Below are 11761 nucleotides of genomic sequence, written 5' to 3'. Positions count from 1 at the left end.
AGGAGATGCAACGGAGTGTGAGGCACGTCGCGATACCGCCGCACGGGCCGCCGTCGTGGAATCCCGAAGCGAAGGGCACAATTTGCCGACAGCGGGCTCGGTTTGTACCGGCCCGTGAGCCACAAAAACCGCTTCAAACCGGTGGATGCCGGCGTTAGGTTCGAACCATGTCTAAATCCGCCAATCCGATCTCCATTGCCCGTCGCGATCAGATGTTTCCCGCGCTGGCTGAGGCCGACCTGGACCGCATGGGCCGTTTCGGCGAAGCCGTATCCTATGCTGCAGGCGAACAGATCGTCAAAGCCGGCGAGCTGGCACCCGGCCTGATCGTGGTCCTGTCCGGCAAGGTGGACATTATCCAGGGCGGCAGCTTCGGCCGGCGCGAAACGATCGTCACGCATGGTGCGGGCAATTTCGTCGGCGAGTTGGCGCAGCTGTCAGCCCGGCCCTCGCTGGTGGATGTGCAGGCGGTCGAGCCGGTCGAGGCGCTCGTCATCCCCTCGCAAAGGCTGCGCGACCTGATGGTGCAGGAGGCAAACCTCGGCGAGCGCATCATGCGGGCGCTGATCCTGCGCCGTGTCGGCCTGCTCGAGAGTGGCACAGCCGGACCGATCATTATCGGACCGGTCGACAGCGGCGACGTATTGCGGCTGCAAGGTTTTCTGGCCCGCAGCGGTCAGCCGCACCGGGTTCTCGATTCCGCTACCGATCCCTGCGCCAGGACCCTGATCGAACGCTTCCATGTCGATATCCACCATTTGCCGATCGTGCTCTGTCCGAACGGCAAGCTGCTGCTCAATCCCGGAGAGAACGAGCTTGCCCGCTGCATCGGGCTGGTACGGCCCATCGACGCCGACAAGCTGTACGACGTGGCCATTGTCGGCGCCGGACCGGCCGGCCTCGCAGCTGCCGTCTATGCGGCTTCCGAAGGGCTGTCGACGATCGTGCTCGATTGCCGTGCCTTTGGCGGACAGGCGGGTGCCTCCTCGCGCATCGAGAACTATCTCGGTTTCCCCACCGGCATTTCGGGGATGGCGCTGATGGCGCGCGCTTACAATCAGGCGCAGAAATTCGGCGTCGAGATGGTGATACCGGACGAGGCGAAGCTGCTGGGCAGTGCAAGCGACACGTCCGGCGCCCATTACACGCTCGCCGTCGGCGACGGGGAGACCGTGCGGGCGCGGTCGGTGGTGATAGCCAGCGGAGCGCGCTATCGCCGCCTCGATATGGCCAACCTTGCGCAATTCGAGGGAACGTCCGTGCATTATTGGGCTTCGCCGATCGAAGCGCGGCTTTGCGCCGGGCAAGAGGTAGCCTTGGTCGGCGCCGGCAATTCGGCTGGGCAGGCCGCTGTCTATCTGGCGGCGCATGTGAGGAAGGTATGGCTACTGGCGCGCGGCGGGAGCCTCGATGCGAGCATGTCGCGTTATCTAGTGGAGCGCGTCAGGGCACAGCCGAACATCGAGGTGCTGGCTGAGACGCAAATCACGGGGCTGGACGGCGACGACGGCAATCTTGGCAATGTGCGCTGGCGCAACCGCGACACGGAGACAACACGTCCGGTCCGCCACCTCTTCCTGTTCATCGGCGCCGATCCGAACACCAACTGGCTGGCGCAATGCGGCTTGGCGTTGGACGCGAAGGGCTTCGTTCGCACCGGGCCGGAAATTGGCCAGGAACGTGGTGCGCTGGAGACGAACCGCAGCGGCGTGTTCGCCATCGGCGACGTGCGCTCCGGCTCGATCAAGCGCGTCGCCGCTGCCGTCGGCGAAGGCGCCCAGGTGGTTGCGGCGCTGCATGCATATCTCGCGCAAAACGGCAGTCTCGCCGTGGCACCTCAACTGGTCAGGAGCGTATGATGGCAGAGGAATGCAAGCATGCCGGAGACATTCGCGACGTCACACCGAGCGCGCTCGGCTGCGAGGAATGCCTGAAGAGCGGTACGCAGTGGGTGCATTTGCGGCTTTGCCGCACATGCGGTCATGTCGGCTGCTGCGACGACTCGCCCAACCGTCATGCCACCAAGCATTTTCGGGCAACCGGCCATCCTGTCATCGAAGGCTACGATCCGCCGGAAGGCTGGGGATGGTGCTACATCGACGAGATCTTCCTCGACCTTGGCGACCGCACCACGCCGCAGAACGGTCCGATACCGCGCTTTCTTTGAGCCTGGCGCGGCCGGGGTCAGTTGCGCAGGCCGGTCCGTAGGTACCAGCCTTTTCGGCGGACGCGACTCGGTACGGGGAACTCTGCTGGCGGTGATGATCCTGGGCACAATAACGGCCTGACCTTGCTCAACGTATCGAGCTTCTGGCAGGACGTAACCAAGGGTGCGGTGCTGCTGCTCGCCGTTGGCCTTGACCAACTGCGCATTCGTTCGCAACGCTGAAACCGACCAAGCCTTCGTTCAAGGAGCGTTACCATGCCCGAGCGCATCGCCTTCCGCATGAACCTCAATCCCGGTCAGGCAGCCGAATACAAGAAGCGGCACGACGAGATCTGGCCGGAGCTCACACAGGCGCTGCGCGATGCTGGCGTATCCGACTATTCGATCTGGCTCGACGAGGAAACAAACCATCTGTTCGGCACGCTTGTTCGCACCGAAGATCACACCATGGATCGGCTGCCGCAGACTGAAGTCAACCGGCGCTGGTGGGATTTCATGGCCGATCTGATGGAGTACGACGCCAACAACGAGCCCGTTGTGGTGCCGCTGCGTAATGTCTTCCACATGGACTAGCCGGCTTGCCGCTCCAAGAACCGAATAAGTCCGCTAATCCAGGGCTGCTTCGGCTTGAGCGGGCGTACCGTGACCCTCAGGCGGTGCCAATGAGCGCTCGCGCATATGCCTGACCGTCTGACGGATACGATCGGCAAGAGATGCAATCGCGCCCTGTGCCGTGCGCGTCCCGATGACGGAGTCCAGGGTAACCGCCTGCGTTGAGAATTTGTGTTTGAACGACTCTGCGCCACAGAGGAAATCGACCATGCTCAAGCCGTGATCGATCGACCACTGTACGTAATCCATCAACAGGATCACACCCGGCGACGCCCGGCTGAAATCCGGATCGAAGGTGGTCACGAAAGCCATCATCACGCCGCGCTGGACGAAGTTGATCGACACCGCGACCATCACGCCATTGCATTCCAGGATGAAGATATGCAGCACGCCGGCGCGCGCCAGCGCATCGACGAGCGCGGCGAGTACCGGCACGCCCTCCTCGAAGAGATCGGACTCACGCATGCGCTCCGTCAGCCATTTGCGCTTCAGGGTCGCGAGGCGCTCCAGTACCGGTTGCAGCGGCTCGTCGGGCGCAAGCAGGCGAAATTTCACCTCTCCGGTTTCTTCCAGCGTTTTGATGCCGCGCCGATAGTTCTGGCGCGTCTTTTTCGACTGGTCCGCAAACCATACCGCTCCGCTTTCCCATTGTCCGGCAACGCGATAGCTGACTTCCGTTCGGTGAAAGGGACGAAGCCTGATGCCGCTGGAAGCTCCCGGCGTGAAAATTTTGCGGGCCGCCGCATCCGGCGAAAGACGACTGATCAAGGCAAGATCGAAGCCACCGGCATCGCAAAGTTGGGTCCATAGCTCCTGCAACGCCGACAACGAGCATTCCGGGGCAACGAGAATGTCCCCATAGTCGGTATAGCTGCCGGCCGCCCATTCGAGAAACCGCAGCCCCCTGCGTCTACCGATCGCCAGCGGAACGACGGCAACGAGTTTCTCGCCCTTCCAGATCAGGCCGATCCGCAACGCGCGCTGGTCACGGCGTTGTACGGTATTCCACCACGCCGAAATCCAGGCATGGCTTTGAAAGATGAGCCCATCGGTGCGATGCCAAAGCTCCGTCCAAGCGGCTTCGACCGTGGCCAGGCGATCCGCCGAACGGACGATTTCCAGGCGCTCCGCGCCCACAGCGTCGATGGAAACAACGGTGTTCATGAAGGGGAACTGTCCTGTGGCTGGGCGACCCCATTGGGCCGCCTGTGAAACAGTCGCATGACATGCCTTGCCATTTTCTTGAGCGGCATGATGTAGAGCCCAAACAGCGATTGATAATCGCGTACATCGCGGTCTATCAGACCAAATTTCAGGTCTTCATCCAGCTCCGGGACAAATTGCGTTCCGAACAGACGATCCCAGAACGAAAAAAGCAGGCCGAAATTCTTGTCATAGTGACGAGGGTCGATGCTGTGATGCACCTGGTGCCAGTGCGGACACAGGATGATGTTGTTCAACGGGCCGAACGAGATCTTGAGATGTGTGTGGCGGACAAAGTCCATCATCAGGATGTTGCGGATGACGTAGACGTTGATGCCGAAGATAGCGACCTCTACCGGATCGAGTGCGATCAGGCTCCAGATGCCGAAGCAGATGCCCGGGATGACGCCGTCCCACATACGGTTCATCAGATCGTCCAGCGGATGCACCCGGTCCTTGGTGATCCCGACCATCACCTCGGCCGAATGATGCACCTTGTGCAATTCCCACAAGAACGGGAAGCGGTGCTGGGCGACGTGGTAGAGGTAGTATGAAATATCGTAAGCGACCAGCATGGTTGCGGTGAAGATGACAATCGTCACCGGTCCGGCCGGGCCGCCGAGAAGCGGCGCGTGGATATTAAAGATCCAGCCGATTGCCTCGCGTGTGCCATAGCCGACCGCGACAACGAAGGTGACGCCGGCAGGAATGAGCAGGAAAGGCATTATCGCCCGTTTCGTGATCCAGAACAGGGCGTCGGCTCGCGCCGACGGGTGCAGGATGACTTCCGGCGGGAAGGCAAAGTCGAAAAAGTCCCTGAGCGATTTCTGTTCGGCAGTTCGCCAGTAGGCGATCACAGCGCTGCCCAGTGCGGTGAGGAAAAGCAGGCCGAGCGTGGTCAGATTGACGTTCGAAAGCTTTTCCACAATCGCTCTGACAAATTCGGAAAACATCGTTGCAGCGGCTCCTGAGTCGGAAGAAGGCAGTCCGGGGTCGTAAGAAGGCAATCGGCGAATTGCAAAGCATGAAATTCTCGCCAAACCCGCTGCGTCGCCTGCAACCAGTGGCTGTTGCGGGCGCAGCAGGCAAAGCAGGCTGGATGGCGCGAGACTAGCAGATCAACGGTAACGAAACCGCTAAATGTCCAAACGTAATTAATGTCGAATGCGGCCGGAACTCGCTCGGCAACTCTACGTTGGCGCCGGTCTTTGCCGTTGCGGCGGGTGAATTGGGTCAAGATGGATATCGATTCCGGCCTCGCCCACTTGACCATGCCAGGCGAGGCGTTCGGCTTGCTGCCTGGTGCCAAAACGCAGTGAAACCCAACCGCCCTGCCCCGGCATGTCACCGCCGGCGCGGATGTCGAGCGCAGCATCAGGAAAGCGGATGGCCAACAGCGGCTCGTCGCCGCGCAACACCGTAACCGTGTTTTCGTGCCGGTCGGCATGGAGGCCGGCCGCCAGTTGGAAGACGATCTCGGACTCTCGCCTGTCGCCGAGCAGTTGGTCGGTGATGAGGATGCCATCGGCCTGGTGCGCCAAAGTGCGCTGATGCACAACGCCGAAGCGGCTTTTATAGCCGTCATGCCGGGCGCTCAGCCTCCAGTGCGTTCCCGGCTCGCTCTCCACCAGCGCCGCGACGGCCTTGTGCGACCAGTTGAAATTCCCAGCGATAGTGCTTTGGCTCTTACCCTCGACATTCAGCGTGTTGTGCGCCGGCGTGGAGCGGAACCAGTCACGCCAGACGCCTCCCGAACCGTAGAGCCAGGTGCCAGGATCGACCAGCACCGGCTCGCCGTCGATGCACAGGGTGAGCGACAGCGCGTCGGCATGGCCGTGCGCCGCTATCGAGAGATAGCCGAGCGGTCCATGGTCGAACGTCAGTTCGACGCTGCGGCCATTCATTGCTCCGCGCCAGACGGAGAGCCCGCCTTGCGCGAATGTCTGCAAGCCATGCACCGCTGGCGCCGGGCCCGACGGCGCACCAAAGAAAAGCGAGCGAAAATCGTCAGGTTCCGGCGCATTGTCCGGCATTCCCAGCAAGCCATGGATGGCGGCCGCGACGGACCGGATGTAGTCCGGCTCGTCCCCCAGCTTCAGCGCGCGGCCCTCATCGTCGTCGCCGAAGCGGGCAGCTTTCTTAGGCAGCCAGCCCACGAAATTCGCGAAGGCCCCCAGACGCGCTTCGACAGCCGAGGGAAACGGCGTTCCTGCCTGGCGTGCCGCGGCGGCGCACAGCAAGATGAGTTCGGCGGTGAAGGCTGCATAGGTCGGCGTTTGCTCGGCACCGGCGCCATCGGCAAGTATCTGCTTGTGTGCCTCATTCAGGAGGGCGCTACGGGCAATTTCGGATTCGGCCCCAAGCGCCAGGCCAACCAGATATTCGCCGGCCAATTCTGCGACGAGATGGTTGTTGGCGGAGGAATATCGCGATGGAAACCGCGGCAGCCAATAGGCGCTTGCCGCGAGTATTTCACCAGCTTTCCGCAGTGTCGCCGGGTCAAGCCGGTCGCCGACGAGGTCCAGGGTGACGATCAGGCTGATGGCTCGCAGCGCTACTTCGATGCCGGAAGCCCAGCCAATGCCTCGGAACGGCGGATTCGCGGAATGCCAACTGCCGATCGCCGCCTCGATGGAAATCCGGGACCGATTGTCCTCGCTGAGGAGCAGGTGCGCGGCCAGTACCGGCAATTGCTGCAGCCGGTTGATCTCCCAGACATATTTTATATCGCCAAGGTCGCCGCCATGGCGAAAATCGATGTCGAAAGTATGAGCCTCGGGGCCAGGCCAAAGCCTGCCGGTCACTGGATCGAGACGCCAAAGCTCGGCAGGAAACAAAAGATCGGGCTCGCGCTTTGGCCATGTCCGCCCGAGTGCCGAAAACCGGCCCAGAAGCGTCTCTTGCGCGGCCGCCGCTATGGCTTCACGTTGAGCGTCGGTCGCGGCCAGCGCAGCATCGCGAAATCCAGGCAGCACCGGGTGCAACTGCGGCGATGGATAGCGCTCCCACCCGTCATCGCGACGGCGCGATGCGATCCTTCGACGTTGCTCGCCCAGCCGGTGCAACACCTCGGCCGGTCCCATGCTGCGCAATCGGTTGATGTACCAGCCGATTCTCATGCAGGCTCCGTCCGGGTTTCGGTCCTTGTATACCATGCCGCCGAAAAGCTGCGCGCCGGCAATCTTTTTTCCCGTTCGTTGCGGTTAATATCTCCGGCGACCATGCGGAGAGAGCGATGAGAAAAGCGATGTGTGTTGTTGCCTGGGTGCTCGCCTTGGTTATGGCGGCCGAGGCAGCGCCGATCTCTCTCAAGCGCGGCGTTGGCGTGCATGAGTGGCTGAACTGGTCGCCGGTGGAGAAAGACGGAACCTACGTTTGGCCGCCCTATCGCAGCGAGCAGGAATGGCTTGCGGGAAGCAGGCCGCTCACCGATTGGCCGGCCGGGGAGGTGTTTGCCCACATCCGATCGATGGGCCTCGACTTCGTCCGGCTGAGCGTCGATCCCGGTCCTCTGCTTGCCAGCGAGGGCGCCAAGCGGCAGCAGGCGCTGGACATACTTGCCGCCGCCGTCGAGCGGATCACGTCGACCGGCCTCAAGGTGGTTTTCGATCTGCATGGCGTCACCCAGGTTCCGGCCTACAGCATGGAGATTATCTATGGCGGCGCCGATAGCGACGGCGTTGCCCGCTATCGTGAAATGGTTGTGGCGGTCGCCGCCATGCTGGTCAAGATCGGCACCGACAAGGTCGTCCTCGAACCTTACAACGAGCCGGCATACTATCCTTGCGATGCGAGCGGCAGCGATGACTGGCAGCGCATCATGGCAGGCACGATCCGCGACATTCGAGCGGTCAGCAACGACCTCACCATCGTTGCAACCGGCGCCTGTGGCGGCAGCATTGCCGGACTGGTCAATCTCGGCCCCGGCTTCGATGATCCAAAAATTTATTACAGCTTCCATATGTACGAGCCGCACAGTTTCACCCACCAGCGGCCCGATGACCCAAACAGCTTTGCTTCGGGACTTCCCTGGCCGGCTGACAGCAGTACACCCGAAGTGGTGACCGAAACCCTTAAGGCGCGGATGGAAGCTGCCGGCTTGAGCAGGGTCGAGCAGGTGATGAACATGGCCACCGCGCGCGATGCAATCGCGAGTTATTTCGAGCAGAACTGGGGCCAGAGCCAACTCGAGGCGAGCTTTCGTCAGGCCGTCGACTGGGCTGAAGGCCATGGCATTCCAAGCCGGCGGCTCTTCATGGGCGAATTCGGCGTTATCCTCATGTCCGCGGACGGCCGCATCGGCGCCTTCGAGGCCGACCGTTCGCGCTATCTCAAGGCGGTGCGCCGAGAGGCCGAACGCTTCGCGATCCCATGGTCTGTCTGGGAGTTCTCCAATCGCTATGGGATGAGCCTCATCCGGGCCGATGGCCCCGGCGTACCCGACCCGGAGATGCTGCAGGCATTGGGCCTGCCATAATTGCCGTCACTCCTCTTCGCCGGTGAGCAGCCGGCGGCAACGTCAACCCCTGACCGCCAGGCTTGATCGAGAACGGCCCGTGGCAGCTTTCCTCGCGGTTGGGTTGTGTTGGCCACGAAGTGTTTAATACATTTAGCGTAATGGAGCGAGGAATACGCGCGCTCAGGGGGAACAATGTGTGGAATTGCCGGATGGATCGGGCGAAGGGCCGAGAATCCACAAGAGCGGGCCGCCAGAATGTCAAACGCATTGCGGCACCGCGGTCCCGATGCCGAAGGCACCGAGATATTGGACTTGAATACCGGCGAGGAACAATTGGCATTGGTCCATCGCCGCCTGGCGATTATTGACTTAGCGCCCGAGTCAAATCAGCCGATGCATATTGGTGACGGTCGTCTCAGAATAATTTTCAACGGCGAGATATATAACTATATCGAGCTGCGCCAGGAACTGATCGGTCTTGGCCATCATTTTCGAACACGCTCCGATACCGAGGTGCTGCTCAGAGCTTACGATCAGTGGCACTTGTCGGTGTTCGACCGGCTGAGCGGCATGTTCGCCTTTGCACTCTGGGATGCTCAGAGGCAGGAATTGATCCTCGGCCGGGATCCCTTCGGCAAAAAGCCCCTTTACCTCATGCAAAGCGAAAAATTGCTGTCCTTTGCCTCAGAGATCAACGCGTTGTTGTCATCGCAGCCAAATGCGCAGCAACTCGATCTGGACGCTGTGCACGACTACCTGCGCTGGCGTTACGTGCCTGGACCGCGCACGCTTTTTAAACAGATCCGCAAACTCAACCCCGGAAGCTATGCCGTTTGGTCGCAAGGGACTGTGAGGGAAACGCGCTATTATACGCCTCCGGATCAAACGGACCTGACCGAGGACATCGACGACGAAACCGCCAAGCGACGATTTCTGGAACTGCTCGACCATTCCGTCGAGATCAGAATGCGCAGCGATGCACCTTTCGGCGCCTTTCTCTCCGGAGGCCTCGACTCGTCAGCAATCGTCGCCCTGATGACCAAGCACAGCGACAAACCCATTCGTACATTTTCGGTCGGTTTCAGCGAACCGGCCTATAGTGAACTTCCATTCGCCCGACGCGTCGCCGATCATTTCAAGACTGATCATTGCGAACTGGTCATTGAAGCGGACGACCTGATTGACCACCTGCCGAAGTTGATTCGCCATCTGGGGGCGCCTGTTTCACAAAGTTCGGACATTCCAATTTACCTGATGTCGGAGCGAGCCTCGCAGGACGTCAAGATGGTGCTCACAGGGGAAGGGGCAGACGAGGTTCTCGGCGGGTATCCCAAACATCGCGCAGAGTCACTGGCTGGAATCTACCGGTCCCTCGTTCCAGCCTTGCTCCACAACAACCTCTTCGCCCCTTTGATACGCGCCATGCCTGGCGCGTCGGCCAAGTTCGATACATTTGCCCGAAGCGCGGGTGAAAGGGACTTTGCCACCCGGATGATCTCCTGGTTTGGTGCCATGACAGCGCGGGAACACGGTCGCCTCATCGGTGCGCCGGCCAATTGCCGCAATGAACGTAACAACTTCCCGTTTTCCTCAAACGCGACGGCGTCCCATCTTCGCCGCGCGCTGTTTTTCGATCAGACATCGTGGTTGCCTGACAATCTCCTGGAACGAGGCGACCGGATGATGATGGCCGGTTCAATCGAAGGAAGAATGCCGTTCCTCGATCGCGATCTGGTTGCGTTCGTCAGCAAATTGCCCGATCGCTACAAGGTGGGTTGGCGTAAGGGTAAGCTGATCTTGCGCAAGAGCATGGCCAACATGCTTCCTGAGGAAATTCTCAACCGCCGCAAGATCGGGTTCAAGGTGCCGATCGCCGAATGGTTTCGGGGGTCGATGAGGAACTACGTGCATGACCATCTTTGCTCGCCTCACTCCGTCATTCGCAGCTATTTGAGCCCGAAACAGCTTGATCAAATCGTCTCGGAACACACCACGCGTGCCGCAGACCACGAAAAGCTGATATGGGCGCTGTTGAATTTGGAGATATTCCACCGCGAATTCAGGCTTGAAGCGCCGCCGCCATCATCGGCGTCAGCGCTTGACCGGTTGATGGCTTGACGCGGCCGACCTCCAGACATCGCAGATTGCGCCGACAAACGGGGCGAGCTCAAGCCGTTCCCGATGCACGGCTATGGCACCAGCACCAAGCCTTGCCCTCAATGCCGGGTCCTCCACGAGGCGGCTCAGTGCCTCGGTCAATGCGGTAACCTCGCCTGGCGGCACCAGCAGCCCGGATTGCCCGTCGGTGATGATGTCTTCGACCGCACCCACCGGGGTTGCCACCACCGCCAGACCGGCTGCCATGCCTTCGATCACCGACATCGGCAGGTTTTCGGCGAAGGAGGGAAGAACCAGAATATCGGCCGAAGAGATCAGCGATGCGACATCGTCAGGTCCCACCCAACCGGGAAGGGCGATCCGGTCTGCAATCCCCAGCACGGCCGATTTTGCCCCTGCCGCCGCCACTTCGCCATCGCCGGCAATCGTAGCGCGCCAGTTATTGATAGCGTTCATGCGGTGCAGCGCGTCCAACAATTGCGGTACGCCCTTGCGGTCGCCGATACGACCCAGGAACAGGATATGCACATGGTCGCCGCCGCCGATATGCGCCAGCGACGGGACTTCGGTCGCATTGGGCACAATCACGATATTGCCGGCAGCGCCCGGCGCCCGGCTGGCGACGAAATCGCGCCAAAGCCTGCCCAAAACGATCACCCGATCTGCATGCTCGAACAGAGCTTTGATACGGCGGCTTATGAACCCGCGATCGTCTTTCCAGAATGTCTGATACTGCGCCCCGTGCAAATGCAGGACATAGGGTATCGACAGCAGCCGTGCGCAGGCGGCGATCACCATCTTGCGGTAGGTGCTGCCGGAAACTGAGATGTTGATATGAATGACATCGGCGCGTCCAGCCAGACGCGCTTTAAGCATCCGTAAGCAAAAGCCGAGCATATAGAAGATCGAAAGTCCGACATGCCCCGGGCCACGACTGGCAAGGAAGCGCACATCGATGTCGGTGATTTCTTGCCGTTCGAACTCCTGCTTCAGCGCCCCCATGATGCGGTCGATGCCGCCCTGCCCCGAAACGCCCGACGGCGTCGCGACCAGGACATGTATTTTTCGATCGGATATGAGGCGCTGCAACATGATGGTACTCTAAATAACACAGACCGGGTAACTGCAAAGCAAACGTTCGCGATAAGGTTTACGGCAAATCTTTTAGTTCAAACTGAATCTGTTCACCCTTCGCTGTCATA

9 protein-coding genes are annotated in these 11761 nt (G+C 60.8%); 5 read left to right on the top strand and 4 right to left on the bottom strand.

The window, feature by feature from the left end; genetic code table 11:
* Window positions 1-167: 167 nt before the first annotated feature.
* From NKJ94_RS10880 to rhaM, 3 genes are all read left to right on the top strand, one after another.
* Complete coding sequence (locus tag NKJ94_RS10880) at window positions 168-1859, top strand: FAD-dependent oxidoreductase (protein WP_352524887.1); 1692 nt, start codon at window positions 168-170, stop codon at window positions 1857-1859.
* Window positions 1856-2167, top strand: a complete 312-nt coding sequence (locus tag NKJ94_RS10875; RefSeq protein WP_352524886.1) for a UBP-type zinc finger domain-containing protein — start codon at window positions 1856-1858, stop codon at window positions 2165-2167. The genes NKJ94_RS10880 and NKJ94_RS10875 overlap by 4 nt, the downstream gene beginning before the upstream one ends.
* A gap of 255 nt (window positions 2168-2422) precedes the next feature.
* Complete coding sequence (gene rhaM / locus NKJ94_RS10870; protein WP_352524885.1) at window positions 2423-2740, top strand: L-rhamnose mutarotase; 318 nt, start codon at window positions 2423-2425, stop codon at window positions 2738-2740.
* Window positions 2741-2773: 33 nt separating this feature from the next.
* On the opposite strand, the gene NKJ94_RS10865 is transcribed toward rhaM, so the two are convergent.
* From NKJ94_RS10865 to NKJ94_RS10855, 3 genes are all read right to left on the bottom strand, one after another.
* On the bottom strand, window positions 2774-3607 hold the full coding sequence (locus tag NKJ94_RS10865) for a GNAT family N-acetyltransferase (protein WP_352524884.1): 834 nt from the start codon (window positions 3605-3607) through the stop codon (window positions 2774-2776).
* 332 nt (window positions 3608-3939) lie between these two features.
* On the bottom strand, window positions 3940-4935 hold the full coding sequence (locus NKJ94_RS10860; protein ID WP_352524883.1) for a sterol desaturase family protein: 996 nt from the start codon (window positions 4933-4935) through the stop codon (window positions 3940-3942).
* Between the two features lie 237 nt (window positions 4936-5172).
* Window positions 5173-7101 (bottom strand): heparinase II/III family protein, encoded by a 1929-nt coding sequence (locus tag NKJ94_RS10855; RefSeq protein WP_352524882.1) that lies wholly within the window; start codon window positions 7099-7101, stop codon window positions 5173-5175.
* Between the two features lie 116 nt (window positions 7102-7217).
* Here NKJ94_RS10855 and NKJ94_RS10850 point away from each other — a divergent pair, with 116 nt between their 5' ends.
* Window positions 7218-8459 carry a glycoside hydrolase family 5 protein gene (locus tag NKJ94_RS10850; RefSeq protein WP_352524881.1) on the top strand — a complete coding sequence of 414 codons (1242 nt, stop codon included), beginning with the start codon at window positions 7218-7220 and terminating at the stop codon, window positions 8457-8459.
* A gap of 174 nt (window positions 8460-8633) precedes the next feature.
* Window positions 8634-10559, top strand: coding sequence for an asparagine synthase (glutamine-hydrolyzing) (gene asnB, locus NKJ94_RS10845; RefSeq protein ID WP_352524880.1), 1926 nt, complete (start codon window positions 8634-8636; stop codon window positions 10557-10559).
* On the opposite strand, the gene NKJ94_RS10840 is transcribed toward asnB, so the two are convergent.
* Window positions 10533-11651 carry a glycosyltransferase family 4 protein gene (locus tag NKJ94_RS10840; RefSeq protein ID WP_352524879.1) on the bottom strand — a complete coding sequence of 373 codons (1119 nt, stop codon included), beginning with the start codon at window positions 11649-11651 and terminating at the stop codon, window positions 10533-10535. The genes asnB and NKJ94_RS10840 overlap by 27 nt on opposite strands.
* Window positions 11652-11761 lie beyond the last annotated feature (110 nt).

Source organism: Mesorhizobium sp. M0060, from assembly GCF_040323155.1.
Lineage (GTDB): Bacteria > Pseudomonadota > Alphaproteobacteria > Rhizobiales > Rhizobiaceae > Mesorhizobium.
This window is presented reverse-complemented; position numbering and strand designations above follow the sequence as displayed.

What these genes read in the sequence shown, in the direction of transcription:
- NKJ94_RS10880 (WP_352524887.1), top strand. Translation starts at nt 168, where the DNA reads ATGTCTAAATCCGCCAATCCGATCTCCATTGCCCGTCGCGATCAGATG.
- NKJ94_RS10875 (WP_352524886.1), top strand. Translation starts at nt 1,856, where the DNA reads ATGATGGCAGAGGAATGCAAGCATGCCGGAGACATTCGCGACGTCACA.
- rhaM (WP_352524885.1), top strand. Translation starts at nt 2,423, where the DNA reads ATGCCCGAGCGCATCGCCTTCCGCATGAACCTCAATCCCGGTCAGGCA.
- NKJ94_RS10860 (WP_352524883.1), bottom strand. Translation starts at nt 4,935, where the DNA reads ATGTTTTCCGAATTTGTCAGAGCGATTGTGGAAAAGCTTTCGAACGTC.
- NKJ94_RS10855 (WP_352524882.1), bottom strand. Translation starts at nt 7,101, where the DNA reads ATGAGAATCGGCTGGTACATCAACCGATTGCGCAGCATGGGACCGGCC.
- NKJ94_RS10850 (WP_352524881.1), top strand. Translation starts at nt 7,218, where the DNA reads ATGAGAAAAGCGATGTGTGTTGTTGCCTGGGTGCTCGCCTTGGTTATG.
- asnB (WP_352524880.1), top strand. Translation starts at nt 8,634, where the DNA reads ATGTGTGGAATTGCCGGATGGATCGGGCGAAGGGCCGAGAATCCACAA.
- NKJ94_RS10840 (WP_352524879.1), bottom strand. Translation starts at nt 11,651, where the DNA reads ATGTTGCAGCGCCTCATATCCGATCGAAAAATACATGTCCTGGTCGCG.